Here is a 26,089-nt window from a genome sequence, read left to right on the forward strand (position 1 = left end):
GAGGGGACTGACCGAGGTGTCTGGCGCTATACATCGACCTGAAAGACTTGCAGCGATTATGGATTCACAGCAGCACTTTCAGGTCGGCAAATCTTTTGAGCATCCCACGGTCGGCCCCCTCTCCCTCTGGGAGAGGGCTGGGGTGAGGGTAAAGCGGCCACAAAAAAGGCGACCACTGTGGATCGCCTTTTTCACGCCAGCTTAAACCTTACTGCCCGCTATAAATCTGATCGAAAACCCCACCATCATTGAAGTGAGTCTTCTGCACCGTACGCCAGTCACCGAAGGTCTTCTCCACCGAAAGGAAATCAACTTTCGGGAAGCGATCGGTGTACTTCGCCAGCACCGCCGGATCACGCGGACGCAGGTAGTTTGCCGCCGCGATCTCCTGACCTTCCGGCGACCACAGGTACTTCAGATATTCATCCGCCGCCGCACGCGAGCCTTTCTTGTCGACCACTTTGTCGACCACTGACACCGGCGGCTCAGCCTCAGCCGAAACACTCGGGTAGATCACTTCAAACTGATCACGACCAAACTCGCGGGCAATCATTTCCGCTTCGTTTTCGAAGGTCACCAGCACGTCGCCGATCTGGTTGGTCATGAACGTGGTGGTCGCCGCACGGCCACCGGTGTCCAGTACTGGCGCCTGCTTGAACAGTTTGCCGACGAAATCCTTGGCCTTGTTCTCGTCACCACCATTCTTCAGCACATAACCCCACGCCGACAGGTAGGTGTAGCGGCCATTACCCGAGGTTTTCGGGTTTGGCACGATCACTTGCACGCCGTCCTTGAGCAGATCCGGCCAGTCTTTCAGGGCTTTCGGGTTGCCTTTACGGACGATGAACACAGTGGCTGAAGTAAACGGCGCGCTGTTGTTCGGCAGACGCGTGACCCAGTTCTCCGGCACCAGTTTGCCGTTGTCGGCGAGGGCGTTGATGTCGGTGGCCATGTTCATGGTGATGACGTCAGCCGGCAGGCCATCGATCACCGAGCGCGCTTGCTTGCTCGAACCGCCGAAGGACATCTGTACGGTAATGTTTTCGTTGTGCTCGGCTTGCCAGTGTTTCTGGAACGCAGTGTTGTAGTCCTTGTAGAAATCGCGCATCACGTCGTAGGAAACGTTGAGCAGCGTCGGGGCTGCCTGAGCGATGTTGGTCAAGGCCAGGCCGGCGGCGAGAAGTGAGGCGCCAAAGAGTTTTTTCACTGCGCATTCCTTGTTTTATCGGTGTAGAAGCAGGGAGTGATGTTCAATTGCCACTGACTATAACGGGGCGCGCATAGTCGTTTAAAGATTAAAAAGCTCTGTGCTTATTCCAGTTTCTTGAACAACGCATTGCCACATCGCGAGCAGAACGCCGCGCCGTGTTCATGGCTGTTTTTCTTACACACCGGGCAGTCGTGTTGCAGCTGTTCGCCGCGCATGGCGTTGGCCAGTTCGGCGGTGAAAATCCCCGTCGGCACGGCGATGATCGAATAACCGGTGATCATCACCAGCGACGAAATCACCTGGCCCAGCGGCGTCTTCGGCACGATGTCGCCGAAGCCCACGGTGGTCAACGTGACGATGGCCCAATAGATGCCTTTGGGAATGCTGGTGAAGCCATGTTCCGGGCCTTCGATCACGTACATCAAGGTGCCGAACACCGTCACCAGGGTGCAGACGCTGACCAGAAACACGACGATCTTCTGCTTGCTGCCACGCAGCGCCGACATCAGATAATTGGCTTGCTTGAGGTACGGGCTGAGCTTGAGCACCCGGAAGATCCGCAACATGCGGATGATCCGGATAATCAGCAGGTACTGCGCATCGCTGTAATACAGGGCGAGGATGCCGGGCACGATCGCCAGCAAATCCACCAGCCCGTAAAAGCTGAAGGCATAACGTAACGGCTTCGGTGAGCAGTACAGACGCAGGATGTACTCGCCGAGAAAGATGATCGTGAAGCCCCACTCGATGTAGGCCAGCACGTTCGCGTAGTTCTGGTGAATGCTGTCGATACTGTCGAGCATCACGATCACCAGACTGGCGAGGATGATCAACAGCAGGATGCCGTCGAAGCGACGCCCGGCGAGGGTGTCGCTCTGGAAAATCATCACGTAAAGCCGTTCGCGCCAACTGTTGCTGCTGTCCATGGATAACGCCTGAATCGAAGATCAGCGCAGCCTAGGTTGATTCTCCCCATGAGCGCAAGGCGCACGCTCGACCGGCGTTTTGCCGAGCATCTGAATACCGGCGCGGATCAGCCAGCCGGCGAGGATGAACGGCGCGGTCAGGGTGGCCAGGCCGACAGCGGCAAATAGCGGAGTGACCAGCAGCGCCAGCACGATGCCGACCAGTGGCAGCCAAGGTTGCTGGCGTTGCGCGGAGAATGCAAGGGCGGCGAGCACGGCGTTATAGCTGCCGAGACCGAGCAAAGCGGAGCCGCTTTCGTGATGCAGCAGGCTGGAGCCGAGGCCGATCACCGAGGCGAGCATTGCCCAGCAAAATGCGCGGCGATCAGCGACCAGCAAACCGATGGCAATCAGCGCGCCGGCCAGCGGATGGCCGAGGAACATCACCTGGCCCAAACCGCGCAATTCGGCGGCAAGCACATTCAGCGTGTTCATTTCGATGTGCGCCATCGGCGCTGACGGTTCGGCGAACAGCAGCAATACCCAGCTCATGGCCACGAACGGCGAGGTGTAGGCCGGTATGGCTCGGCTGCGATATACGTGTTTGAGCCATTGCTGCGTGACCATCGCGCTCAATCCGCCAGCGGCAAGAATCAGCGGCGGCAGCAGCGGCGACCAAGGGAAATACAGGCTCAGCAACAGGCCAAGCAAAATGCCGTTGTAGCTGAACAGTCCAGCCTGGCGATCAGCCTTGGCGTAGTTGCGGCGTTGCGCGGTGAGCAAACCGGCAACGGCACCGAGCAGCGCACCGGCGAACAGCACGGGCGCCGTCAGCAGGATCGCCAACAGGCACAACAGGCCGCACAGCGGATGACGCTGGAGGAATATTTGACTGAAACCGTTGAGCAAAGCCTCGGCCCAGTCGGGGCAGTGGGTGTTGAAATGATTGGCAGGCATGGCAGTTCTGAAAGTCAGAGAAACCGGGTTGCCTTCTTCGCCAGCAGGCTGGCTCCCACATTGAATCTTTGTTCAGTCATTGAGTTTGTGATGTACACAAATCAACTGTGGGAGCGAGCCTGCTCGCGAAGAGGCCGGTACAGGCGCTAAATCAATGTCTCGATCCGCAGCGAGTTAGTCGATCCGGGCTGCCCGAACGGCACGCCGGCAGTGATCAGCAACGTGTCACCACGCTCTGCCATGCCTTGCGCCTGGGCGATTTCCAGGGCGGTAGAGCAGACTTCGTCGACCTGACGCAGACGATCGTTGACCACCGAATGAATGCCCCACGCCACGCTCAAGCGCCGCGCGGTCTGCAGGTTCGGTGTCAGGTTGAGGATCGGCGCTTTCGGCCGTTCCCGCGCTGCACGCAGGCTCGATGCACCGGACTCGCTGTAGTTGACCAGCACCGCCACCGGCAGCACGTTGCTGATACGCCGGATCGCACAGCTGATCGCATCGGAAACGGTCGCTTCAGCTTTCGGCCGGCTGACGTCGAGTTGGGTCTGATAATCCGGACCGTTCTCAACCTGGCGAATGATCTTGCTCATCATCTGCACGGCTTCCAGCGGGTACTCACCGGAGGCGGTTTCCGCCGACAGCATCACCGCATCGGCGCCTTCGGCCACGGCGTTGGCAACGTCCGTCACCTCGGCGCGGGTCGGAGCAGGAGAGAAGCGCATCGACTCGAGCATCTGCGTCGCCACCACCACCGGTTTGCCCAGTTCGCGGCAGGTGGTGATGATGTTTTTCTGAATCTGCGGCACGCTTTCGGCAGGTACTTCAACGCCGAGATCGCCACGGGCAACCATGATCGCGTCGCTCAGTTCAGCGATTTCACGCAATTGCTCGACGGCGGAAGGCTTCTCGATTTTCGCCATCAGAAAGGCTTTGTCGCCGATCAGTGCGCGGGCTTCGATGATGTCTTGCGGACGCTGTACAAACGACAGCGCGACCCAGTCCACACCCAGTTCCAGACCGAAGCTCAGATCGCGGCGATCCTTGGCGGTCAGCGGGCTGAGGTCGAGCACCGCTTGCGGCACGTTGACGCCTTTGCGGTCCGACAGTTCGCCGCCGTTGAGCACGGTGGTATCGATCGCGTCGGCGTATTTGCTGACCACGCGCAGACGCAGTTTGCCGTCGTCGAGCAGCAGATCCATTCCCGCTTCCAGCGCGGCAATGATCTCCGGATGCGGCAGATTCACCCGGCGCTCATCGCCCGGCGTCGCGTCCAGATCCAGACGGAAGGCCTGACCACGATGCAGTTGCACCTTGCCGTCAGCGAACTTGCCGACGCGCAGTTTCGGCCCCTGCAAGTCCATCAGAATGCCCAGCGGGTAGTTGAGCTGGCGCTCGACTTCGCGGATCCACTGATAGCGCTTGGCGTGGTCGGCGTGATCGCCGTGGCTGAAGTTCAGGCGGAAGATATTCACCCCGGCCTCGACCAGTTCACGGATGTCTTCGATGCCATCGACAGCAGGCCCGAGGGTGGCGAGGATTTTGACCTTTTTATCAGGCGTCATGATTTGCAGCTCTCAAGGATCAGAATGGCGCGGAAGTCGTTGACGTTGGTGCGGGTCGGCTCAGTGACGATCAGCGCATCGAGCGCCGCGAAATAGCCATAGCCGTTGTTGTTATCCAGTTCATCACTGGCGCTCAAACCGAGGGCGGCGGCGCGGGCGTAGCTGTCCGGAGTCATGATCGCGCCGGCGTTGTCTTCCGAACCGTCGATGCCGTCGGTGTCACCGGCCAGCGCATAGACGCCGGGCTGGCCTTTGAGATTGTCGGTGAGGCTCAAGAGGAATTCGGCGTTGCGCCCGCCACGGCCATTGCCGCGCACGGTTACGGTGGTTTCGCCGCCGGAAAGGATCACGCACGGCGCTGCCAGTGGCTGGCCGTGGTTGATGATCTGGCGGGCGATGCCGGCGTGGACTTTCGCCACTTCGCGCGACTCACCTTCGAGGTCGCCGAGGATCAGCGTGCTGAAACCGGCCTGACGGCATTTCACCGCAGCGGCATCCAGCGATTGCTGAGGACGGGCGATCAACTGGAAGTGGCTGCGCGCCAAGGATGGATCACCGGGTTTGACGGTTTCCGACTCAGGGCTTTGCAACCAGTTACGCACCGAAACCGGAATCTCGATGCCGTAGCGTTTGATGATCGCCAGCGCTTCAGCGGAAGTGCTTGGGTCGGCCACGGTCGGGCCGGAAGCGATAACCGTGGCGAGGTCGCCCGGTACATCGGAAATTGCGTAGGTATAAACAGTGGCAGGCCAGCAGGCCTTGCCCAGACGCCCGCCCTTGATCGCCGAGAGGTGCTTGCGCACGCAGTTCATCTCGCCGATGGTCGCGCCGGATTTGAGCAGGGCTTTGTTGATCGATTGCTTGTCGGCGAGGGTAATGCCTGCGGCCGGCAACGCCAGTAGGGCAGAGCCGCCACCAGAGAGCAGGAAGATCACGCGGTCGTCTTCGCTCAGGTTGCTGACCAGTTCGAGCACGCGTTTGGCCACGGCCAGACCGGCAGCATCCGGGACGGGATGCGCGGCTTCGACCACTTCGATTTTTTCGCACGGAGCGCCGTGACCGTAACGGGTCACAACCAGGCCAGAGACTTCACCTTCCCAGCAGCGCTCGACCACTTGCGCCATCGCGGCGGCGGCTTTGCCGGCACCGATGACGATCACCCGGCCGCTACGATCGGTGGGCAAATGGGCTTCGAGGACCTGGTTCGGATGGGCCGCGTCGATGGCTGTGGCAAACAGCTCGCGCAGCAGTTGTTGCGGATCGACCGACATGGCGGGCTCCCGGAATTCTTGTTATTCGAAAGGGCGGTAGAGATCCCTGTGGGAGCGAGCTTGCTCGCGAAAGCGATGGATCAGTCAATATCCATGTCGACTGACACGCCCTCTTCGCGAGCAAGCTCGCTCCCACAGGTTTTAAGCGGTGGGGCAGTGGCTTATTTGTTGTCGCGAATCGAGAAGTTGGCCATGTGTTCCAGACCCTTGATCAGCGCCGAGTGGTCCCAATTGCTGCCACCGATCGCCGCGCAGGTGCTGAACACTTGCTGGGCGTTGGCGGTGTTTGGCAGGTTGATGTTCAGCTCTTTCGCGCCTTGCAGGGCCAGGTTCAGGTCCTTCTGGTGCAGGCTGATGCGGAAGCCTGGATCGAAAGTGCCTTTGATCATGCGCTCGCCGTGCACTTCAAGGATTTTCGAGGAGGCGAAACCGCCCATCAGTGCTTCACGCACCTTGGCTGGATCGGCACCGTTTTTCGAAGCGAACAGCAGGGCTTCAGCGACGGCCTGAATGTTCAGGGCAACGATGATCTGGTTGGCGACTTTGGCGGTTTGACCGTCGCCATTGCCACCGACCAGGGTGATGTTCTTGCCCATGGCCTGGAACAGCGGCAGCGCGCGTTCGAAGGCATCGGCGTCGCCACCGATCATGATGCTCAGGGTCGCGGCTTTGGCGCCGACTTCACCACCGGACACCGGTGCGTCGAGGTATTGCGCGCCTTTCTCGTTGATCTTTGCAGCGAATGCCTTGGTGGCGGTCGGCGAGATCGAGCTCATGTCGATAACGATTTTGCCTTTGCTCAGGCCTGCGGCAACGCCGTCGGCGCGGAATAGTACATCGTCGACCTGCGGGGTATCCGGCACCATGACGATGATGAATTCTGCTTCCTGCGCGACTTCGCGCGGGTTGGCCAGGGCGACGGCGCCAGCGGCAACCAGGTCGGCCGGGGCGGCGTCGTGGTGCGCCGACAGGAACAGGCTGTGACCGGCTTTCTGCAGGTTCGAAGCCATTGGGTGGCCCATGATGCCGGTGCCGATAAATCCGATTTTAGCCATGAGAAAATCCTCTTGTTTTTGTCTTGCTCAAGCAAATAGGGGGGAAGCTGTTGCTTTTATGTAGGAGTGAGCCTGCTCGCGATTCAGGCGCTGAGGTACATCAGGTGTACCGAGGTGAATTCATCGCGAGCAGGCTCACTCCTACAGGGGAGCTGCGTTAGATTGCGTTGTGGGTTTTCAGCCAGCCGAGGCCTGCTTCGGTGGTGGTCAGCGGCTTGTATTCGCAACCCACCCAACCCTGATAACCGATGCGATCGAGGTGTTCGAACAGGAAGCGGTAGTTGATTTCACCGGTGCCTGGTTCGTTACGGCCCGGGTTGTCTGCGAGCTGCACATGGTTGATCTCGCCCAGGTGCGATTGCAGGGTGCGGGCCAGATCGCCTTCCATGATTTGCATGTGATAGATGTCGTATTGCAGGAACAGATTGGCGCTGCCGACCTGTTCGCGAATCGACAGGGCTTGCGCCGTGTTGTTCAGGTAGAAGCCCGGGATGTCGCGGGTGTTGATCGCTTCCATCACCAGTTTGATGCCCGCTGCCTGCAGCTTGTCGGCGGCGTATTTCAGGTTGGCAACGAAGGTCTTTTCCACGGTGGGATCGTCAACGCCTTGCGGACGAATACCGGCCAGGCAGTTGATCTGGGTGTTGCCCAGCACTTGTGCGTAAGCGATGGCCAGATCGACACCAGCGCGGAACTCTTCGACACGATCCGGCAGGCACGCGATACCGCGCTCGCCCTTGGCCCAGTCACCGGCCGGCAGGTTGAACAGCACTTGGGTCAGACCGTTGGCGTCGAGCTTGGCCTTGATTTCGGCGGAGCTGAAGTCGTACGGGAACAGGTATTCGACACCGCTGAAACCGGCCTTGGCGGCGGCGTCGAAACGGGCAAGGAAATCCTGTTCGGTGAACAGCATGGACAGGTTGGCTGCGAAACGCGGCATGGTGGTCTCCTAAAAACGGATGTGACACGGTTGGTCAGACTGAACGCGATCAAGTCCCCTCTCCTGGGGGAGAGGGTTAGGGTGAGGGGGATCCTGAGTCTGATCCGAATTTTGCGATCACCGCAAAACCTTTCCCTCACCCCAGCCCTCTCCCATAGGGAGAGGGGGCTAAAAGCGATCAATCAAGCAGCGAAATCGCCGTTGGCGCATCGTTGCCGACCAGCGCCAGGTCTTCGAATTCGTTGACGGCGTTGATCTCGGTGCCCATGGAGATGTTGGTCACACGCTCCAGAATGATCTCGACGATCACCGGCACCTTGAACTCTTCGATCATTTGTTCGGCCTTGCGCAGGGCCGGGGCGATTTCCGAGGGTTCGAACACCCGCAGCGCCTTACAGCCGAGGCCTTCCGCCACTGCGACGTGGTCAACACCGTAACCGTTGAGTTCCGGCGCGTTCAGGTTATCGAAGGACAGCTGCACGCAGTAGTCCATTTCGAACCCGCGCTGGGCCTGACGGATCAGACCCAGGTACGAGTTGTTCACCACGACGTGGATGTACGGCAGTTTGAACTGAGCGCCGACCGCCAGTTCTTCGATCATGAACTGGAAGTCATAGTCCCCCGACAGGGCCACGACTTTGCGGTTCGGATCGGCCTTCACCACGCCCAGCGCTGCCGGAATGGTCCAGCCCAACGGGCCTGCCTGGCCACAGTTGATCCAGTGACGCGGCTTGTAGACGTGCAGGAACTGCGCGCCGGCAATCTGCGACAGACCAATGGTGCTGACGTAGCAGGTGTCCTTGCCGAACACCTGGTTCATTTCTTCGTAAACGCGTTGCGGTTTCACCGGCACGTTGTCGAAGTGGGTCTTGCGATGCAGGCTGGCTTTGCGCTGCTGGCAGTCTTGCAGCCAGGCACTGCGGTTTTTCAGCTTGCCGGCGGCTTGCCATTCACGGGCGACTTCGATGAACACGGTCAGCGCAGCGGCGGCGTCGGACACGATGCCCAGATCCGGGGTGAACACACGACCGATCTGCGTGCCTTCGATGTCGACGTGAATGAATTTGCGGCCTTCGGTGTAGACGTCAACCGAACCGGTGTGACGGTTGGCCCAACGGTTACCGATACCCAACACCACGTCGGATTTCAGCATCGTCGCGTTGCCGTAACGGTGCGAAGTCTGCAGACCCACCATACCGACCATCAGCGGGTGATCGTCCGGGATGGTGCCCCAGCCCATCAGGGTCGGGATCACCGGGATGCCGGTCAGCTCAGCGAATTCAACCAGCAGATCGCTGGCGTCGGCGTTGATGATGCCGCCGCCGGCCACCAGCAATGGACGCTCAGCCTGATCGAGCAAAGCCAATGCCTTCTCGACCTGAACGCGGGTCGCGGTCGGTTTGGCCAATGGCAGCGGCTGGTAGGCGTCGATGTCGAATTCGATCTCGGCCATCTGCACGTCGAACGGCAGGTCGATCAGCACCGGGCCTGGACGGCCGGAGCGCATTTCAAAGAAGGCTTTCTGGAACGCATACGGCACTTGGCCCGGTTCCAGAACAGTGGTCGCCCACTTGGTGACTGGCTTGACGATGCTGGTGATGTCGACAGCCTGGAAGTCTTCCTTGTGCATACGGGCGCGGGGTGCCTGGCCGGTAATGCAGAGGATTGGAATCGAGTCGGCCGAGGCGCTGTAGAGCCCGGTGACCATGTCGGTACCGGCAGGGCCGGAAGTGCCGATGCACACGCCGATGTTGCCGGCCTTGGTGCGGGTGTAGCCCTCGGCCATGTGCGAGGCGCCTTCAACGTGGCGAGCAAGGACGTGATCGATGCCACCGACCTTCTGCAAGGCGGAGTACAGCGGGTTGATGGCAGCGCCCGGGATGCCAAAAGCGGTATCAACCCCTTCACGGCGCATCACCAGAACGGCGGCTTCGATTGCTCTCATTTTGCTCATGGTTTTGTGCCTCTTTACGTTTTGTAATTGTATACAAGTGGCTTTGCGCAGAGTGTATTCACGGCGGATGGCGCAGGTCAATCCATTTTCTCAAGCGCCTGTTTCATTCGTCGGAAGCCTTTATGACTGTGGCTTTTCGTCGCATGTGGCGCTTTTCGAGAATTATTGTATACAAAAAAATAACTCATTGTGTTCTATTTGTTGCATCGAGCTGCGGCAGAAAAGCGCAGCCCCACGACTTTCCCTATAACAAAATGAGGACGGCACCATGAGCGCTTTAACCTTGAAAGTCGCAGTCAACCTGGTCAACGAAGCCATCAATGCAGGGCGCCGCATCAACGCCGCGCCGCTGACCATCGCGGTACTTGATACCGGCGGCCACCTGATCACCCTGCAACGTGAAGACGGCGCGAGCCTGTTGCGCCCGAACATCGCCATCGGCAAAGCCTGGGGCGCGATCGCCTTGGGTAAAGGCTCGCGCCTGCTCGCACTCGACGCGCAACAACGCCCAGCGTTTATTGCCGCACTGAACAGCATGGGCCAGGGCAGCGTCGTGCCGGCACCGGGTGGTGTGTTGATTCGTGATCAGGCAGGGAATGTGCTGGGCGCAATCGGGATCAGCGGGGATTTGTCGGATATTGATGAGCAGGTGGCTATTAAAGCGGTGGAGGCGCTGGAGTTGCGGGCGGATGCGGGGGTGGCTGCTTGAATCTGCGTTGATTGAATAACCGCTATCGCGAGCAGGCTCACTCCTACAGGGATTTGTGTTCAGACACAAAATGTTTGAACACCTCAGATCCCCTGTAGGAGTGAGCCTGCTCGCGATTGCTATCTACCAGACACATCCTGCCAACAGTTGACCGCTCCATCTGCCTTTCCCGGTACTAGCCTTGTCATGACCTGATCACAGAGGGCAAAGGAATGCCGGATCTACCTGCTGCACATAAATTGCGAGTCGGGCGCTATACCGAAGTCAGTCGAATCTACCTGTTAACCAGCACCACTTATCAACGAAAGCCGATCTTCACGAATTTTGCTTTGGGCAAACTGGTCGCTGATCAATTCCGACACGCGCAAGATTCAGGGCTGGTGAGCTCACTAGCCTGGGTAGTGATGCCAGATCATTTCCATTGGTTGATTGAATTGCAACGAGGTTCATTGAGTGAGGTAATGCAAAAAACCAAATCGCTGAGCACCAAGGCTGTCAGGCAAGCTTCCGGTGGAAACAGCGTTCTCTGGCAGAGAGGGTTTCATGACCGCGCCCTGAGACGGGAAGAAGATCTGGTGAAGATGGCGCGTTATGTCGTGGCCAACCCGTTGCGGGCCGGGCTGGTGGAGAAGCTTGGCGACTATCCGCTGTGGGATGCCATCTGGGTTTGACCTGAAACCAAGTTGCCTCGATCGCGAGCAGGCTCACTCCTACAGGGGAACGCATTCCAAATGTAGGAGCGAGCCTGCTCGCGATGGCGTCTCCAAAGTGTTTCAGTCCGGCTCACAGCCTTTCAACACCAACCGGATAATCGTCTGCGCCGCCGCTTCATAATCGGCTTCATCCAGCTTGTCCTTCCCCGTGATGGCAGAAATCTGCCAGTCAAAGTCGGCGTAGGTCTGGGTCGCGGCCCAGATGCTGAACATCAGGTGGTTGGGGTCGATCGGGGCGATCTGGCCGCGATCGATCCAGCTCTGGATGCAGTCGATGTTGTGCTTGGCCTGGCCGTTGAGCTGCTCGACCAGGTCGGCGCTCAGGTGCGGGGCGCCGTGCATGATTTCGCTGGCGAATACTTTCGAGGCGAAGGGCAGGTCGCGGGAGATACGGATCTTCGAGCGGATGTAGCCGCTCAGCACTTCGCTCGGTACGCCGTCCGGATTGAAAGGCGTCGAGGCCTGCAAAATCGGCACGATGATGCTTTCCAATACCTCGCGGTAGAGGTTTTCCTTGGACTTGAAGTAGTAGTAGACGTTGGGCTTGGGCAATCCCGCCTTGGCGGCGATGTCGCTGGTTTTGGTCGCAGCGAAGCCCTTGTCGGCAAACTCCTCACTGGCGGCACGCAGGATCAGTTCTTTGTTGCGCTCGCGGATTGTGCTCATAAACCCGGTGGTTCCTTGCCTGTTCTGGCGGTTGCGCATGGTAGCACCGGCCTCGCGCGACGCTCAAGAATGCCCCGCGTGGTCTAAGGTCGCGTTATGCTTCGCAACATTCATACATAAAAGGAAACAGGATTCATGGCAGGAAGCAGTTTGCTGGTGCTGGTCGACGATATTGCCACCGTGCTGGACGACGTGGCGTTGATGAGCAAAATGGCCGCCAAGAAGACCGCCGGCGTACTCGGCGATGATCTGGCGCTCAACGCCCAGCAGGTCTCCGGCGTACGTGCCGAGCGGGAAATTCCCGTGGTCTGGGCCGTGGCCAAGGGCTCGTTCGTCAACAAGCTGATTCTGGTGCCATCGGCGCTAGCGATCAGTGCGTTCGTGCCGTGGCTGGTGACGCCGCTGTTGATGGTCGGTGGTGCCTATCTGTGTTTCGAGGGCTTCGAGAAGCTCGCGCACAAGTTTCTGCACAGTGCGGCTGAAGATGAAGCCGAACATGCGCAACTGACTGAGGCGGTAGCGGATCCGGCGACGGATCTGGTGGCGTACGAGAAGGACAAGATCAAAGGCGCGATTCGCACCGACTTCATCCTCTCGGCAGAGATTATCGCGATCACTCTGGGCACCGTGGCAACTGCCTCGCTGACTCAGCAAGTGATTGTCATGTCCGGCATTGCGATTGTGATGACGGTGGGCGTTTATGGCCTGGTGGCGGGCATCGTCAAACTCGACGACCTCGGCCTGTGGCTGACGCAAAAGCCTGGGCAGTTTGCGAAAAAAGTCGGCAGCGCCATTCTCAGCGCCGCGCCATACATGATGAAAACCTTGTCGGTGGTCGGTACGGCAGCGATGTTCCTGGTCGGCGGCGGCATCCTCACCCACGGCGTGCCGGTGGTGCATGACTGGATTGAAGGCGTAGGCGCAGCGGCCGGCAGTGTCGGGTTTGCGGTGCCGATGTTGCTCAATGGTGTCGCGGGGATTATCGCTGGGGCAGTGGTGTTGGCGGTGGTTTCCGTTGTCGGCAAAATCTGGAAATCTCTGAAAAACTGACATTCAACACAAAACCCTTGTAGGAGTGAGCCTGCTCGCGATAGCGGTGTGTCAGCACTGCAAATGGTGGCGGGTAGACCGCTATCGCGAGCAGGCTCACTCCTACAGTTTGATCTTTGTTGCGACATGAAAAAGGGCCATTCGACTCGCATCGAATGGCCCTTTTTGTACCTGCCGAAAACTACTCGGCGATCTGCAACTTACGCGCCTCGGTATATACGTAACGCACCTTCTCGTACTCGAACGGTGAGTTCATCTGGCCATAACGGAAGCTGGTCTGATAACGCTTGTCGACCGCACGCAGGGCCCAGACTTCTGGATGGTTGGAGCTGACTTCCGAGACGTTGAGGAAGTTGATCGCCGATTCAGCGGTGTAATCGACAGCAAGGCCTGCAGTGTCGCGGATGTTCGACGGGCCGAAGATCGGCAGCACGAAGTAGGCACCGCCCGGTACACCGTAGAAGCCCAACGTCTGACCGAAGTCTTCGCTCTGACGCGGCAGGCCCATGGCGGTGGCCGGGTCCCACAGGCCGGCGATGCCGATGGTGGTGTTGAGCAGCAGGCGTGCGGTGGTTTCCATCGAGCGCTGGCCCTTGAACTGCAGCAGGCTGTTGACCAGGTTCGGGACGTCACCGAGGTTGTTGAAGAAGTTGCTCACGCCCGTGCGCAAAAAGCTGGGTGTGATGTAACGGTAGCCATCGACCACCGGCAGGAACACCCATTGGTCGAAGCGATAGTTGAAGTGGTAAACCCGGCGGTTCCACGATTCCAGCGGGTCGTAGACGTTCAGTGCGTTGAGCGTCGAACGCTCGAATTCGCGCTGATCCAGCCCCGGGTTGAACTTGAGTTTGGACAGCGGTTCCTTGAAGCCGTCGCTGTCGACGACCACCGGCGCGTTGGCTTTACTGTTGTCGGCCTGGGCCACGCCTGCGCAGAGGAGCGCTGCCATCAGCAGGAGATATTTAGCCACGGAAGAACTCCAGCATGGCGTCGCTGTTGACGCGGTAGTTAATGTTGCCGCAATGGCCGCCCAGAGGGTAAACGGTCAGGCGATCACCGAAGGTCTTGCGCAGGAAACCGAGGTCGCCCGGGCCGAGGATCACGTCGTCGGCGTTGTGCATCACGGCGATTTTCGGGCTGTCGTGCAGGTAATCCTTGAGCGCATACAGGCTGACCTGATCGATCAGTTGCAGCAGGCTGCCGCCGTCGGTGCGCGCGCGCCACATCGGGATCACCTGATCGGTCAGGTAGCAGTCGAAGTCGCACTGCAGCGCACGCTTGAGGAACGGCGTGAGGCTGGTGCCTTCGGTGATCGGGAATTTCGGCGGGGTGATCAGGCCACGGCGGTTGATCAGGTCCGAGGTGAACGCAATGTCGGCCGCCGAGAAGCGGAACGAGGTGCCGATCAGCATCGCCATCTGTTCGTTGGTCAGGTGCTGCTTGGACTGCTGGAAGTCGTAGAGCAGCGCATCGTTGAGGTCGATGTAGCCTTTCTGCTGGAAGTAGCGGGTCAGCTTCGACAACACCAGCTCATAGAATGTCGTGCTGGTGTTGATGCCTTTAACTTCGGTTTGCACCAGTTTGTCGAGATTGGTGATCGAGGTGTAGAGGTTGACCGGCGGATTGAGCAACAGCACTTTCTTGAAGTTGAAGCTGCGGCGCGTCTCGTCCAGATGCGCAACGAACGCGGCATCCAGAGCGCCGAGGCTGTAACCGGTCAGGTAATACTCGGTGACTGGCAGCTTGGGATTTTGCGCGCGAACGGCTTGCATCACCCGGTACATGTCTTCGGCGTCTTCCTTGGTCACGCCCGGCGTGGCGAAACGCGAGGCCGCGCTGATGAAGTCGAAACTGGTCGGCGACGACAGCTGCACAACGTGGTAGCCGGCCTTGTAGTAAAGCTTTTTCAGGTATTCGTTGAGCGTGCTGTCATAGCGCGCGCCGGTGCCGGCGATCAGGAAGATCAGCGGTGCCGGCTTGTCCTGGGTGGCGATGCGGTAGGTGAGCTTTTTCACCGCCCAGAAGTTGTCCGGCAGGATGAACTCTCGTTCCGGACGCAACGTCAAGCTGCGGTCCGACTGATTGATGTCGTCGTCCAGCGGCAATTCCGGGCGCAAGTCCGGCGGCGTCGTGGCGATGGTCGCCTCGAACGGGTTGGTCAGGGGATAGCCATAACTGGCGGCATCGATATCCACCGCCAGTGCGGACGCACTCAAAATAAGGCCGCTGAACAGCGCGGCGAAGCGCAAGGAACGGAGCATGACTAGATCCCTTAGAGGAAGGTGCCGAATGAAGTTCGCAGGCTATGACCACCGGGGTTGCGCCAAAGTGCCATGCTGCGGCACCAAACAGGCAGAATTCGGAGTAATAGTAGCTGGACGATACACTTTGCACGCCCTGAATGAACAGTTAACAGTTGTTAGTTCTTGCACACGGCTGGCGGCAGATTAAGCTGGCCGCCGATTTCCGAAGATTGGAGTGTTTCATGTCCCACCGTTTTCCCGTGATTTTGCTGCTCGTTCTGTTGCCGTTGTGGCTGGCCGCCAGTTATGGCGCGCGTTATGGCTTTATGGAAGACGGGCAGTGGGTCGGTATCTGCGTGGATGAGGCCAGCCGCTGGGAATGTCAGGTGCGTTCGAACCTGGGCTTGATGATTCATTTCAAGGTGTTGGGCTGGACGGCGCTCGGCGCGGCGCTGATCGGTTTCGTGTTGCCCGGGCGGGCAGGGTGGTGGCTGGCGGTGCTGGCGCTGGTGTTCGGCGTGCCGGCACTGGCGTTGTACAACACCACGTTGGCGGTGTTTGCGTTGGTGATTGCCGGGTTGCGACTGGTCCGCGAGTCCCGTAGCGACTGATGGAAAAGATCGCAGCCTTCGGCAGCTCCTACATTGAAATGGCGTACACCTTGTAGGAGCTGCCGAAGGCTGCGATCTTTTGATCTTGCTTTTGATCAGTCTTTTCGAACGCGCAGGCAGCGCCACAAAGCAGCCACCATCAACCCGCTGACCAACGCCCAACCCCACGCCTGCTGATTCTGCAACCCTTCCTGATACAGCTGCGGCGCAATCCCCGCGCCGACAATAAACGTCAGCAGGGCAATTTCCCGGCGCGGCACGCTGACCGGACGGCACAGATAAACCAGCGCCGGCAGCACGAACGCCATGCTCGCAAAGCTGCGATAACGCGGATCGAACACCATCTCCAGCATCATCACCGCAGCGGCAAAGCCTGCTGCCGCGACCAGCCAGCCCGCGCGGCGCTCCAGTAGATTGAACGCCCGCTCACGCCAGCCGGCACGCGCGCTCAGCGTCAGCGCAGCGTGTGCCAACACCAACAGATTCAACGCCGTCAGCAAACCGACCCACAACCACTCACTGGCAAACCGCGTAGTCACCCGCGCCAGATCACCCCAAGCGCCAATCGAGCAGGCGGCGAGGACGCCCAGCAGCGGCAACACCAGCGCCGAGCGCGTCGTGCGAACGCGACCGCCGAGCATCAGTGTGCCAAGAAAAATCAAACCACCGACCGCCAGCCATTCCTTCCAGTACGGCACGTTGGTCACCGGCCCGGCGAGCACGCCTTTGTCCTGACGATCCGCGTCGAACAGCCCCCAGTAACCGCCGACCGCGCCTTCACTGCCGCGCTTCCACGGCTGGTCAAACGCTTCGATCAGGTTGTAATGCCAGCCCTCCTTCTCGGCCATCGCGACAAAACCACGAATGAATTTGGCCTCATTGACCCGACTCGGCAGGGCGGTCTCGCGCTGACGGCCTTCGCTCGGCCAGCCGGTTTCGCCGATCATTACGTCCTTCGGTGCGAACTTATTGCCGAACACTTGGCGCACATCCGCGACATGTTGCAGGGCGACGTCGATGTTTGACGGATCATCTTCCCAGTACGGCAGCAGGTGAATGGTCAGGAAGTCCACCGCCGGCGCGATTTCCGGATGCTTGAGCCAGAACTCCCAGACATCGGCGTACGTCACCGATTGCTTGACCTGACTTTTGACCTTGTTGATCAATCGGGCCAGTTGCGCGCCGGTGACTTCCTTGCGCAGCAGCGCCTCGTTGCCGACGATCACCGCGCTGACCACGTCCGGGTTGGCGTTGGCCGATTTGATCAGCAGGTCGACTTCTTTCTCGGTGTCCACCGGATTGCTGTTGACCCATGCGCCGATCATCAATTTGAGACCATGTTTGCGCGCCAGATCCGGCAGGGCTTCGAGGCCCGTCATCGAATAAGTGCGAATGCACTCAAAGCGTGTCGCCAGCAATGCGAGATCGGCGTCCATGCGCTCCGGGCGCAGCTTGAACGGCACGTCGAACGGTGATTGGTCTTTATCGAACGGGGTGTAGGAGGCGCACTGCAATTTATGCGTCGGGGTCGCAGCGTCGGGCAGGATCACCGGTTGGCCGAGGCCGTACCAGAAGCCCCCGAGGGCAAACAGCCCAAGCAGGCAGGCGAAGAGATAAGGCAGAAAGGGAAAACGGGAAGTCGCGGACATGGTCAGGCCGAGTGGCTGCAAAGCGACGCATGTTACCTGCATTTATAGAGGGGTTGGTGGCCCGCATGATTTGTACATGCAAAGTTCGGGCGGATTGTCTGGCGTCAAATATTCGGGCGCCATTAATGGCCTTGTGATGTCGTTTCTCGTTGTCTTGAGGTCGCTGGCAGAGCAGGTCGACTGCCGCGTGAGGTTGATGATCAAGCCATCAGTGCTCCGCTGATGTTCTAACGAGTTTGCGGTCAGGCGTGATGGGGGCGCCGTGCACCATAACAATACGTTGACGCCGCCCGTCATCCGTCGGGCGCAGCATTTCGGGGAAGTAACGATGAAGATGCGACGACTTTTAGGCGCAAGTGCTGCTCTGGTGCTTGCGATGAGTTCCACGTTCGCCAGTGCAGAAAAACAGACCCTGAACATCGGTTACGTTGACGGTTGGTCCGACAGCGTCGCGACCACCCACGTGGCGGCCGAGGTGATCAAACAGAAACTCGGCTACGACGTGAAACTGCAAGCCGTTGCCACCGGGATCATGTGGCAGGGTGTTGCCACCGGCAAGCTCGACGCCATGCTCTCCGCCTGGCTGCCAGTGACCCATGGCGAGTACTGGACGAAGAACAAGGATCTGGTCGTCGACTACGGCCCGAACTTCAAGGATGCGAAAATCGGCCTGATCGTGCCGGAGTATGTGAAAGCCAAGTCGATCGAAGACCTGAAAACCGATGACACCTTCAAAAATCGCATCGTCGGTATCGACGCCGGTTCGGGCGTTATGCTCAAAACCGATCAGGCGATCAAGGATTACGGCCTCGACAAATACAGCCTCAAAGCCAGTTCTGGCGCCGGCATGATTGCCGAGCTGACCCGTGCCGAGAAGAAAAACGAATCCATCGCGGTCACCGGTTGGGTGCCGCACTGGATGTTCGCCAAGTGGAAACTGCGCTTCCTCGACGACCCGAAAGGCGTGTATGGCGCGGCTGAAACCGTGAACAGCATCGGCAGTAAAGAACTCGCGACCAAAGCACCGGAAGTGGCCAAGTTCCTGAAGAACTTCCAGTGGGCGTCGAAAGACGAAATCGGCGAGGTCATGCTGGCAATCCAGGACGGTGCCAAGCCTGACGCAGCGGCGAAAGATTGGGTCGCCAAGCACCCGGATCGCGTGGCTGACTGGACCAAATAACCGCAACACCGCTGTACCCCTGTAGGAGTGAGCCTGCTCGCGATAGCGTCCTGTCAGTTGATGAAAATGTCGACTGATACGACGCCATCGCGAGCAGGTTCACTCCTACAGTTGTTTTGTGTGTACCGGAAATTGGCAAAAGTGTCATGGCGTTCTACTACTAAGGTCGTCTGTTACCGCTCCCGCAGCCGCATACATTAGCTATGTTCCAACAATAATCTGTGCTGCGAGGATAAAAACAATGAACGACAGCATTTACCTCTCGATTCAAAACAGTCCCCGATTCAAGGAGCTGGTGCGAAAAAGGGAAAAGTTCGCCTGGATACTCTCGGCGATCATGCTCGGGCTTTACTCTGGCTTCATCCTTCTGATCGCTTACGGGCCGCATATTCTGGGCGCGAAACTCAGTCCGGAATCCTCGATTACCTGGGGTATTCCGATCGGTGTCGGACTGATTCTTTCGGCATTCATCCTCACCGCTATCTATGTGCGCCGCGCCAATGGCGAGTTTGACGACCTGAACAATGCGATTCTCAAGGAGGCTCAGCAATGATCCGGCGTCTACTGGCTTTATTGAGTGTTGCGGCTTTCGCGCCGAGTGTCTGGGCGGCTGACGCGTTGACGGGGGAAGTGGCCAAACAGCCGCTTAACATTCCGGCGATCCTGATGTTCGTCGCCTTCGTTGGCGCGACGTTGTACATCACCTACTGGGCCTCGAAGAAAAACAACTCGGCGGCCGACTACTATGCGGCGGGCGGCAAGATCACCGGTTTCCAGAACGGTCTGGCAATTGCCGGTGACTACATGTCGGCGGCGTCCTTCCTGGGGATTTCCGCGCTGGTGTTCACCTCCGGCTACGATGGCCTGATCTACTCGATCGGCTTCCTGGTGGGCTGGCCGATCATTCTGTTCCTGATCGCCGAGCGTCTGCGCAACCTGGGTAAATACACTTTTGCCGACGTGGCGTCCTACCGCCTCGGGCAAACCCAGATCCGCACCCTATCGGCCTGCGGCTCGCTGGTGGTCGTGGCGTTCTACCTGATTGCGCAAATGGTTGGTGCCGGCAAGCTGATTCAGCTGTTGTTCGGTCTGGACTACCACGTTGCGGTGATTCTGGTCGGTGTGCTGATGTGCATGTACGTGCTGTTCGGCGGCATGCTGGCGACCACTTGGGTACAGATCATCAAGGCTGTGCTGTTGCTGTCCGGTGCCTCGTTCATGGCGCTGATGGTCATGAAGCACGTAGGCTTCGACTTCAACACGCTGTTCTCCGAGGCGATCAAGGTGCACGCCAAGGGCGAAGCAATCATGAGCCCCGGCGGTCTGGTCAAGGACCCGATTTCGGCCTTCTCGCTGGGTCTGGCGCTGATGTTCGGTACGGCTGGCCTGCCACACATTCTGATGCGCTTCTTCACCGTGAGTGACGCAAAAGAAGCTCGCAAGAGCGTGCTCTACGCAACTGGCTTCATCGGTTACTTCTACATCCTGACCTTCATCATCGGCTTCGGCGCGATCCTGCTGGTCAGCACTAACCCGGCCTTCAAAGATGCTGCTGGCGCGCTGTTGGGCGGCAACAACATGGCGGCGGTGCACCTGGCCAACGCAGTTGGAGGCAGTATCTTCCTCGGCTTTATCTCGGCGGTGGCGTTCGCGACCATTCTGGCGGTTGTTGCCGGTCTGACGCTGGCGGGTGCTTCGGCGGTTTCTCACGACCTGTATGCCAGTGTGATCAAAAAGGGCAAGGCGAACGAGAAGGACGAGATTCGTGTCTCGAAGATCACCACCATTGCCTTGGCGGTGCTGGCGATTGGCTTGGGCATCCTGTTCGAAAGCCAGAACATTGCGTTCATGGTTGGCTTGGCGTTCTCCATCGCGGCGAGTTGCAACTTCCCGGTGCTGTTGCTTTCGATGTACTGGAAGAAGCTGACCACTCGTGGGGCGATGATTGGCGGCTGGTTGGGTCTGGTCAGTGCCGTTGGTTTGATGGTGCTTGGGCCGACCATCTGGGTGCAGATTCTGCATCATGAGAAGGCGATCTTCCCTTACGAGTATCCGGCGCTGTTCTCGATGATCATTGCTTTTGTGGGGATCTGGTTCTTCTCGATTACCGATAAGTCGGCGGCTGCGGACAAGGAGCGGGCGTTGTTCTTCCCGCAGTTTGTGCGTTCGCAGACGGGGTTGGGGGCGAGTGGGGCGGTTTCGCATTGATCGCTTGATGGTTTTGTAATGTTGTGCTGAATGCCCCGGTTGAGAGATCGGGGCATTTTTTGTGGGCGGTTATCTGCTAGAGCTGTGTACATATCCGTTGCTGCGGTAACGGCTTCTTAGGGTTTCGCCCTTACGGCGACTCACTTTTTTTCAAACGCCAAAAAAAGTAAGCAAAAAACGCTTGCTCCTACGTGCGGCCCGCTCGCTGAGGCTCGGGGTTCCTTCGCTGCGGGATCGATCCGGGCGCAGCGCCTACGGTTTGCTTCGCTGCACCTCCTCTCGCTGTGTTTGGCTTCGCCAAACGGTCGCTGCGCTCCCACCCCCGGATCAATCCCTCCACTCAGCCTTCCGACGTCGCCTTACAGATCAAGAGCTGCAGCCGAGCTAACGCTCATCCTGTTGAGTGATGAAGAGCACGGGTATTCGGCTTGGGGTTTGTGTTGGAGCTGCCCCTCACCCCAGCCCTCTCCCGAGGGAGAGGGAGCCGATTTTTGCGCTTTTCAACATCTGAGTTCAACTCGATATCCAAGTCGGCGTATCTCTTCCAGTCCACGCGGTCAGTCCCCTCTCCCTCTGGGAGGGGGCTAGGGTGAGGGGCTCTTGATCTGGCTTGTGATCTTGCTTTGGCTTTGGCTTTGGCTTTGGCTTTGGCTTTGGCTTTGGCTTTGGTTCTTGATCTTTTGCCCCATCGGCAGGCCGAGCGTAGGTGTTCATCCGGGGGGAGGCGCGCAGCGCCGTGCGGCGCAGCCGCATACATCGAGAGGAGGTGCAGCGAAGCAAACCGTAGGCGATGCCCCCCGGATGGACACCGTAGCGAGGGAACACTGAGCCTAAGCGAAGTGCCGTACGCCAGGGGCAAAGCCTTTTGGTTCCTTTTTGGCGTTTGAAAAAGGGACTCGCTGTAAGAGCGAAACCGCCAGCGGCAGCACCCGAAAAACGGATATGCCCCCAATCCCAATCCCCAGACAAACAAAAACGGCCCCTATATAAATAGAGGCCGTTCCCGGTACAACTTAAGACTTCATCGCAAGACAAATCTTATTTACGGTCTTCCAGCTTGGAAATATCACGCGACTCGTAACCAGTGTACAGCTGACGCGGACGGCCAATCTTGTACGGGCTGGAGAGCATCTCTTTCCAGTGCGAAATCCAGCCAACAGTACGTGCCAACGCGAAAATCACGGTGAACATGCTGGTCGGAATGCCGATCGCCTTGAGGATAATCCCCGAGTAGAAGTCGACGTTCGGGTACAGCGAGCGTTCGATGAAGTACGGGTCAGTCAACGCAATCTCTTCCAGGCGCATGGCCAGTTCGAGTTGCGGATCGTTGTTGATGCCCAGTTCCTTCAGTACTTCGTCGCAGGTCTGCTTCATGACAGTCGCGCGAGGGTCGCGGTTCTTGTAAACGCGGTGACCGAAGCCCATCAGTTTGAACGAATCGTTCTTGTCCTTGGCCTTGGCGATGAACTTGTCGATGTTCGACACATCGCCAATCTCGTCAAGCATGGTCAGAACGGCTTCGTTCGCACCGCCGTGGGCAGGGCCCCACAGTGCGGCGATACCGGCGGCGATACAGGCAAACGGGTTGGCACCCGAAGAACCGGCCAGACGCACGGTGGAGGTCGACGCGTTCTGCTCGTGGTCGGCGTGGAGGATGAAGATGCGGTCCATGGCCTTGGCGAGCACCGGGCTGATCGGTTTGATCTCGCACGGGGTGTTGAACATCATGTGCAGGAAGTTTTCCGCGTACGTCAGGTCGTTGCGCGGGTACATCATGGGTTGGCCCATGGAGTACTTGTAAACCATCGCTGCCAGGGTCGGCATCTTGGCAACCAGACGGATCGCGGAGATTTCGCGATGCTGCGGGTTATTGATGTCGAGGGAGTCGTGGTAGAAGGCCGAGAGGGCGCCGACTACACCGCACATGACGGCCATCGGGTGGGCGTCGCGACGGAAACCGTTGAAGAAGGTTTTCAACTGCTCGTGAACCATGGTGTGGTTTTTCACGGTGCTGACGAACTGGGCCTTCTGTTCTGCGGTCGGCAGTTCGCCGTTGAGCAGCAGGTAGCAGGTTTCCAGGTAGTCCGACTTTTCAGCCAGCTGTTCGATCGGGTAGCCGCGGTGCAACAGAATGCCGTTGTCGCCGTCAATATAGGTAATCTTCGATTCGCACGAGGCGGTCGACATGAAACCCGGGTCGAAAGTGAAGCGGCCCGTGGCCGTCAGGCCCCGAACATCGATTACATCGGGACCAACGGTGCCGGTTAAAATGGGCAGCTCGACGGGGGCTGCGCCCTCGATGATCAACTGCGCTTTTTTGTCAGCCATGTGGCCTCCTATTTATGCTTGAACCATCAGACAGACCCCCCACGCAGGGCCCGCACCACTATAGTGAGATAAATTCGAATGTCAATTTGCCTAAAGTCTTGCTCCAGAAGGCTTTAAGCGCACTTTTTCCTCGAAATTGACTGCCATTTACGCCTTTTATACGACTTGTGCAATCAGCTATTGGGGGTAGGTGATTGCGTTGTCATTAGTAACCTAACTGTCTATACTCGGCCACCGACCGCCAAGGGCTTTTGGGCCAGCTTTGTTGGGGGTCGCATCCCTGGGTGGTGGTTACCTGACCAGTGCACTCCCCAACAACTTTGCCCTGATTGTTAGGGGCTCTTCAGTGTGAAAAAAAAGCCGTGAAAAGCCAACGACCTGTAAACCTAGACCTAAGGACCATCAAACTCCCCATCACCGGCGTTACGTCGTTTCTTCACCGTGTTTCCGGCATCATCCTCTTCCTGGGTATCGGCTTCATGCTTTATGCATTGGGCAAATCTCTGGGTTCCGAGGAAGGTTTTGCCGAGGTGAAGGCATGCTTGACCAGCCCGCTGGCCAAGTTCGTAGCATGGGGCCTCCTGTCCGCTCTGCTGTATCACCTGGTAGCCGGTGTGCGCCACTTGATCATGGACATGGGCATCGGTGAGACGCTGGAAGGCGGCCGCCTGGGCTCGAAAATTATCATCGCCGTTTCCGTGGTGCTGATCGTTCTGGCAGGAGTTTGGATATGGTAACCAGCGTTACGAACCTTTCGCGTTCGGGCCTCTATGACTGGATGGCGCAACGTGTGTCTGCGGTTGTTCTCGCGGCTTATTTCATCTTCCTGATCGGATACCTTGCAGCGAATCCGGGCATTGGCTACGACCAGTGGCACGGCCTGTTCGCTCACAACGGGATGCGTATCTTCAGTCTGCTGGCCCTCGTTGCCCTTGGCGCTCACGCCTGGGTCGGCATGTGGACCATCGCGACCGACTACCTGACGCCAATGGCGCTGGGCAAGTCCGCGACTGCAGTACGTTTCCTTTTCCAGGCAGTATGCGGCGTTGCGATGTTCGCTTACTTCGTCTGGGGTGTGCAGATTCTCTGGGGTATCTGAGTCATGGCTAACATTCCAACGATTTCTTTCGACGCCATCATTATTGGTGGTGGCGGTGCCGGCATGCGCGCGGCGCTGCAACTGGCACAGGGCGGTCACAAGACTGCCGTGATCACCAAGGTTTTCCCGACCCGTTCGCACACTGTATCCGCTCAGGGCGGTATCACTTGCGCAATCGCGTCCGCTGACCCGAATGATGACTGGCGCTGGCACATGTACGATACCGTCAAGGGTTCCGACTACATCGGTGACCAGGACGCTATCGAATACATGTGCCAGGAAGGCCCGGCTGCCGTTTACGAGCTGGACCACATGGGCATGCCGTTTTCGCGTACCGAACAAGGCCGCATCTATCAGCGTCCGTTCGGTGGCCAGTCCAAGGACTACGGCAAGGGCGGTCAGGCTGCACGTACTTGCGCGGCTTCCGACCGTACCGGTCACGCGCTGCTGCACACCCTTTATCAGGGCAACCTGAAAGCCGGCACCACGTTCCTGAACGAGTACTACGCTGTCGATCTGGTGAAAAACCAGGAAGGCGACTTCGTCGGTGTGATCGCGATCTGCATCGAAACCGGCGAAACCACCTACATTCGCGCTAAAGCCACTGTATTGGCTACCGGCGGTGCAGGTCGTATCTACGCTTCCACCACCAACGCCCTGATCAACACCGGTGACGGCGTCGGCATGGCTCTGCGTGCTGGCGTGCCGGTACAAGACATCGAAATGTGGCAGTTCCACCCGACCGGCATCGCCGGCGCCGGTGTACTGGTTACCGAAGGTTGCCGTGGTGAAGGTGGTTACCTGATCAACAAGCACGGCGAGCGTTTCATGGAGCGTTATGCTCCGAACGCCAAAGACCTTGCCGGTCGTGACGTGGTTGCTCGCTCGATGGTTAAAGAAATCATCGCCGGCAACGGTTGCGGTCCGAATGGCGACCACGTACTGCTCAAACTCGACCATCTGGGCGAGGAAGTGCTGCACAGCCGTCTGCCAGGCATCTGCGAGCTGTCGAAGACTTTCGCACACGTTGACCCGGTTGTTGCTCCGGTTCCGGTTGTTCCGACTTGCCACTATATGATGGGCGGCGTTGCCACCAACATTCATGGTCAGGCGATCACCCAGGACGCTGAAGGCGTCGACAAGATCATCCCTGGTCTGTTCGCTGTGGGCGAAGTGGCTTGCGTATCGGTTCACGGTGCCAACCGTCTGGGCGGCAACTCGCTGCTCGACCTGGTGGTATTCGGCCGCGCTGCCGGCCTGCACCTGGAAAAGGCGCTGACCGACGGCATCGAATACGACGACGCTACCGAAGCCGACATCGAAGCTGCCCTGTCGCGTCTGAACGCGCTGAACAGCCGTACCGACGGTGAAGATGTGGCAACCCTGCGTCGCGAGCTGCAGAACTGCATGCAGAACTACTTCGGTGTATTCCGTACTGGCGAATACATGCAGAAAGGTATCGCTCAGCTTGCTGACCTGCGTACCCGTATCGCCAACGTGAAAATCAACGATAAGTCGCAGGCGTTCAACACTGCCCGTATCGAAGCGCTGGAACTGCAAAACCTGCTGGAAGTGGCTGAAGCTACCGCCATCGCGGCTGAAGTACGCAAGGAGTCGCGCGGTGCTCACGCCCGTGAAGACTTCGAAGACCGTGACGACGAAAACTGGCTGTGCCACACCCTGTACTTCCCGGGTGACAAGCGCGTCACCAAGCGTGCCGTGAACTTCTCGCCGAAGACTGTTCCGACTTTTGAACCTAAGATTCGGACTTATTAAGGG

23 protein-coding genes and 1 pseudogene are annotated in these 26,089 nt (G+C 58.6%); 11 read left to right on the top strand and 13 right to left on the bottom strand.

From position 1 onward, the window contains the following. Positions 1 to 208 precede the first annotated feature (208 nt). The 5 genes from PspR84_RS08535 to PspR84_RS08555 form a co-directional block, all read right to left on the bottom strand. The gene (locus PspR84_RS08535; RefSeq protein WP_160056850.1) at positions 209 to 1,207 is read right to left on the bottom strand and encodes a sulfate ABC transporter substrate-binding protein; all 999 of its coding nucleotides are present in this window, start codon (positions 1,205 to 1,207) and stop codon (positions 209 to 211) included. A gap of 104 nt (positions 1,208 to 1,311) precedes the next feature. Then, on the bottom strand, positions 1,312 to 2,136 hold the full coding sequence (locus tag PspR84_RS08540) for an ion transporter (RefSeq protein ID WP_160056852.1): 825 nt from the start codon (positions 2,134 to 2,136) through the stop codon (positions 1,312 to 1,314). A gap of 21 nt (positions 2,137 to 2,157) precedes the next feature. Then, a complete protein-coding gene (locus PspR84_RS08545; RefSeq protein ID WP_160056854.1) occupies positions 2,158 to 3,072 on the bottom strand; it encodes an urea transporter in 915 nt (304 codons plus the stop codon). A gap of 146 nt (positions 3,073 to 3,218) precedes the next feature. Then, on the bottom strand, positions 3,219 to 4,634 hold the full coding sequence (gene pyk / locus PspR84_RS08550; RefSeq protein WP_160056856.1) for a pyruvate kinase: 1,416 nt from the start codon (positions 4,632 to 4,634) through the stop codon (positions 3,219 to 3,221). Beyond that, positions 4,631 to 5,905 carry a glycerate kinase gene (locus PspR84_RS08555; RefSeq protein WP_160056858.1) on the bottom strand — a complete coding sequence of 425 codons (1,275 nt, stop codon included), beginning with the start codon at positions 5,903 to 5,905 and terminating at the stop codon, positions 4,631 to 4,633. Before PspR84_RS08555 ends, pyk begins: the two co-directional genes overlap by 4 nt. An 18-nt stretch (positions 5,906 to 5,923) precedes the next feature. Here PspR84_RS08555 and PspR84_RS29580 point away from each other — a divergent pair. Further along, positions 5,924 to 6,046: pseudogene (locus PspR84_RS29580) on the top strand (metal ABC transporter ATP-binding protein); the annotation flags it as partial. Positions 6,047 to 6,066: 20 nt separating this feature from the next. On the opposite strand, the gene PspR84_RS08560 reads toward PspR84_RS29580, so the two are convergent. From PspR84_RS08560 to gcl, 3 genes are all read right to left on the bottom strand, one after another. After that, entirely contained in the window at positions 6,067 to 6,960 is an 894-nt protein-coding gene (locus PspR84_RS08560) for a 2-hydroxy-3-oxopropionate reductase (RefSeq protein WP_007919937.1), read from the bottom strand. Between the two features lie 157 nt (positions 6,961 to 7,117). Further along, complete coding sequence (gene hyi, locus PspR84_RS08565) at positions 7,118 to 7,900, bottom strand: hydroxypyruvate isomerase (RefSeq protein WP_160056860.1); 783 nt, start codon at positions 7,898 to 7,900, stop codon at positions 7,118 to 7,120. A gap of 178 nt (positions 7,901 to 8,078) precedes the next feature. After that, a complete protein-coding gene (gene gcl / locus PspR84_RS08570) occupies positions 8,079 to 9,854 on the bottom strand; it encodes a glyoxylate carboligase (RefSeq protein ID WP_008083509.1) in 1,776 nt (591 codons plus the stop codon). Positions 9,855 to 10,122: 268 nt separating this feature from the next. Between gcl and PspR84_RS08575 the strand changes: the two genes are divergently transcribed. Together PspR84_RS08575 and PspR84_RS08580 are read left to right on the top strand one after the other, a co-directional pair. Next, on the top strand, positions 10,123 to 10,563 hold the full coding sequence (locus tag PspR84_RS08575) for a heme-binding protein (RefSeq protein WP_160056862.1): 441 nt from the start codon (positions 10,123 to 10,125) through the stop codon (positions 10,561 to 10,563). A 212-nt stretch (positions 10,564 to 10,775) separates the two neighbouring features. Next, positions 10,776 to 11,234 (top strand): transposase, encoded by a 459-nt coding sequence (locus PspR84_RS08580; RefSeq protein WP_110720784.1) that lies wholly within the window; start codon positions 10,776 to 10,778, stop codon positions 11,232 to 11,234. Positions 11,235 to 11,336: 102 nt separating this feature from the next. Here PspR84_RS08580 and PspR84_RS08585 read toward each other — a convergent pair whose 3' ends face one another. Further along, the gene (locus PspR84_RS08585) at positions 11,337 to 11,942 is read right to left on the bottom strand and encodes a TetR/AcrR family transcriptional regulator (protein ID WP_077571699.1); all 606 of its coding nucleotides are present in this window, start codon (positions 11,940 to 11,942) and stop codon (positions 11,337 to 11,339) included. A gap of 135 nt (positions 11,943 to 12,077) precedes the next feature. Between PspR84_RS08585 and PspR84_RS08590 the strand changes: the two genes are divergently transcribed. Continuing rightward, entirely contained in the window at positions 12,078 to 12,992 is a 915-nt protein-coding gene (locus tag PspR84_RS08590) for a DUF808 domain-containing protein (RefSeq protein WP_160056864.1), read from the top strand. A gap of 181 nt (positions 12,993 to 13,173) precedes the next feature. Here the strand turns inward: PspR84_RS08590 and PspR84_RS08595 are convergent, their stop codons facing one another. Then, on the bottom strand, positions 13,174 to 13,962 hold the full coding sequence (locus PspR84_RS08595) for a VacJ family lipoprotein (protein ID WP_008087290.1): 789 nt from the start codon (positions 13,960 to 13,962) through the stop codon (positions 13,174 to 13,176). Then, positions 13,955 to 15,253: a serine/threonine protein kinase gene (locus PspR84_RS08600; protein WP_160056866.1), complete on the bottom strand. Its 1,299-nt coding sequence runs from the start codon at positions 15,251 to 15,253 to the stop codon at positions 13,955 to 13,957. Before PspR84_RS08600 ends, PspR84_RS08595 begins: the two co-directional genes overlap by 8 nt. Positions 15,254 to 15,477: 224 nt before the next feature. Between PspR84_RS08600 and PspR84_RS08605 the strand changes: the two genes are divergently transcribed. Continuing rightward, positions 15,478 to 15,846, top strand: a complete 369-nt coding sequence (locus PspR84_RS08605; protein ID WP_160056868.1) for a hypothetical protein — start codon at positions 15,478 to 15,480, stop codon at positions 15,844 to 15,846. 95 nt (positions 15,847 to 15,941) lie between these two features. Here PspR84_RS08605 and PspR84_RS08610 read toward each other — a convergent pair whose 3' ends face one another. Beyond that, a complete protein-coding gene (locus PspR84_RS08610) occupies positions 15,942 to 17,537 on the bottom strand; it encodes a beta (1-6) glucans synthase (RefSeq protein ID WP_160056870.1) in 1,596 nt (531 codons plus the stop codon). Between the two features lie 286 nt (positions 17,538 to 17,823). Between PspR84_RS08610 and PspR84_RS08615 the strand changes: the two genes are divergently transcribed. The 3 genes from PspR84_RS08615 to PspR84_RS08625 all read left to right on the top strand — a co-directional run bounded on the left by PspR84_RS08615 (position 17,824) and on the right by PspR84_RS08625 (position 20,883). Then, the gene (locus tag PspR84_RS08615) at positions 17,824 to 18,675 is read left to right on the top strand and encodes a glycine betaine ABC transporter substrate-binding protein (RefSeq protein WP_016987515.1); all 852 of its coding nucleotides are present in this window, start codon (positions 17,824 to 17,826) and stop codon (positions 18,673 to 18,675) included. Positions 18,676 to 18,916: 241 nt separating this feature from the next. Continuing rightward, positions 18,917 to 19,228: a DUF485 domain-containing protein gene (locus PspR84_RS08620; protein WP_007919908.1), complete on the top strand. Its 312-nt coding sequence runs from the start codon at positions 18,917 to 18,919 to the stop codon at positions 19,226 to 19,228. Beyond that, entirely contained in the window at positions 19,225 to 20,883 is a 1,659-nt protein-coding gene (locus PspR84_RS08625) for a cation acetate symporter (protein WP_122600285.1), read from the top strand. Before PspR84_RS08620 ends, PspR84_RS08625 begins: the two co-directional genes overlap by 4 nt. Before the next feature lie 1,038 nt (positions 20,884 to 21,921). Here PspR84_RS08625 and gltA read toward each other — a convergent pair. Next, positions 21,922 to 23,211, bottom strand: coding sequence for a citrate synthase (gene gltA / locus PspR84_RS08630; RefSeq protein ID WP_141126761.1), 1,290 nt, complete (start codon positions 23,209 to 23,211; stop codon positions 21,922 to 21,924). A 362-nt stretch (positions 23,212 to 23,573) separates the two neighbouring features. On the opposite strand from gltA, the gene sdhC reads away from it, so the two are divergent. From sdhC to sdhA, 3 genes are read left to right on the top strand one after another with little or no spacing between them, the layout of a single operon-like run. Further along, a complete protein-coding gene (gene sdhC, locus PspR84_RS08635) occupies positions 23,574 to 23,948 on the top strand; it encodes a succinate dehydrogenase, cytochrome b556 subunit (RefSeq protein ID WP_034156251.1) in 375 nt (124 codons plus the stop codon). Beyond that, a complete protein-coding gene (gene sdhD / locus PspR84_RS08640; protein ID WP_007977503.1) occupies positions 23,942 to 24,310 on the top strand; it encodes a succinate dehydrogenase, hydrophobic membrane anchor protein in 369 nt (122 codons plus the stop codon). The genes sdhC and sdhD overlap by 7 nt, the downstream gene beginning before the upstream one ends. Positions 24,311 to 24,313: 3 nt before the next feature. Next, entirely contained in the window at positions 24,314 to 26,086 is a 1,773-nt protein-coding gene (sdhA, locus tag PspR84_RS08645) for a succinate dehydrogenase flavoprotein subunit (protein ID WP_008077944.1), read from the top strand. The last annotated feature ends 3 nt before the right edge of the window (positions 26,087 to 26,089 follow it).

The sequence above is a fragment of the Pseudomonas sp. R84 genome, from assembly GCF_009834515.1.
In the GTDB taxonomy this organism is placed as follows: Bacteria; Pseudomonadota; Gammaproteobacteria; order Pseudomonadales; family Pseudomonadaceae; genus Aquipseudomonas.

Coding starts and splice junctions, on each gene's coding strand:
- PspR84_RS08620 (WP_007919908.1), top strand. CDS start 18,917: ATGAACGACAGCATTTACCTCTCGATTCAAAACAGTCCCCGATTCAAG.
- PspR84_RS08610 (WP_160056870.1), bottom strand. CDS start 17,537: ATGCAGGTAACATGCGTCGCTTTGCAGCCACTCGGCCTGACCATGTCC.
- pyk (WP_160056856.1), bottom strand. CDS start 4,634: ATGACGCCTGATAAAAAGGTCAAAATCCTCGCCACCCTCGGGCCTGCT.
- PspR84_RS08585 (WP_077571699.1), bottom strand. CDS start 11,942: ATGAGCACAATCCGCGAGCGCAACAAAGAACTGATCCTGCGTGCCGCC.
- PspR84_RS08560 (WP_007919937.1), bottom strand. CDS start 6,960: ATGGCTAAAATCGGATTTATCGGCACCGGCATCATGGGCCACCCAATG.
- sdhD (WP_007977503.1), top strand. CDS start 23,942: ATGGTAACCAGCGTTACGAACCTTTCGCGTTCGGGCCTCTATGACTGG.
- hyi (WP_160056860.1), bottom strand. CDS start 7,900: ATGCCGCGTTTCGCAGCCAACCTGTCCATGCTGTTCACCGAACAGGAT.
- PspR84_RS08575 (WP_160056862.1), top strand. CDS start 10,123: ATGAGCGCTTTAACCTTGAAAGTCGCAGTCAACCTGGTCAACGAAGCC.
- PspR84_RS08580 (WP_110720784.1), top strand. CDS start 10,776: ATGCCGGATCTACCTGCTGCACATAAATTGCGAGTCGGGCGCTATACC.
- gcl (WP_008083509.1), bottom strand. CDS start 9,854: ATGAGCAAAATGAGAGCAATCGAAGCCGCCGTTCTGGTGATGCGCCGT.
- PspR84_RS08540 (WP_160056852.1), bottom strand. CDS start 2,136: ATGGACAGCAGCAACAGTTGGCGCGAACGGCTTTACGTGATGATTTTC.
- PspR84_RS08555 (WP_160056858.1), bottom strand. CDS start 5,905: ATGTCGGTCGATCCGCAACAACTGCTGCGCGAGCTGTTTGCCACAGCC.
- PspR84_RS08590 (WP_160056864.1), top strand. CDS start 12,078: ATGGCAGGAAGCAGTTTGCTGGTGCTGGTCGACGATATTGCCACCGTG.
- sdhA (WP_008077944.1), top strand. CDS start 24,314: ATGGCTAACATTCCAACGATTTCTTTCGACGCCATCATTATTGGTGGT.
- PspR84_RS08600 (WP_160056866.1), bottom strand. CDS start 15,253: ATGCTCCGTTCCTTGCGCTTCGCCGCGCTGTTCAGCGGCCTTATTTTG.
- PspR84_RS08615 (WP_016987515.1), top strand. CDS start 17,824: ATGAAGATGCGACGACTTTTAGGCGCAAGTGCTGCTCTGGTGCTTGCG.
- gltA (WP_141126761.1), bottom strand. CDS start 23,211: ATGGCTGACAAAAAAGCGCAGTTGATCATCGAGGGCGCAGCCCCCGTC.
- PspR84_RS08545 (WP_160056854.1), bottom strand. CDS start 3,072: ATGCCTGCCAATCATTTCAACACCCACTGCCCCGACTGGGCCGAGGCT.
- PspR84_RS08605 (WP_160056868.1), top strand. CDS start 15,478: ATGTCCCACCGTTTTCCCGTGATTTTGCTGCTCGTTCTGTTGCCGTTG.
- PspR84_RS08625 (WP_122600285.1), top strand. CDS start 19,225: ATGATCCGGCGTCTACTGGCTTTATTGAGTGTTGCGGCTTTCGCGCCG.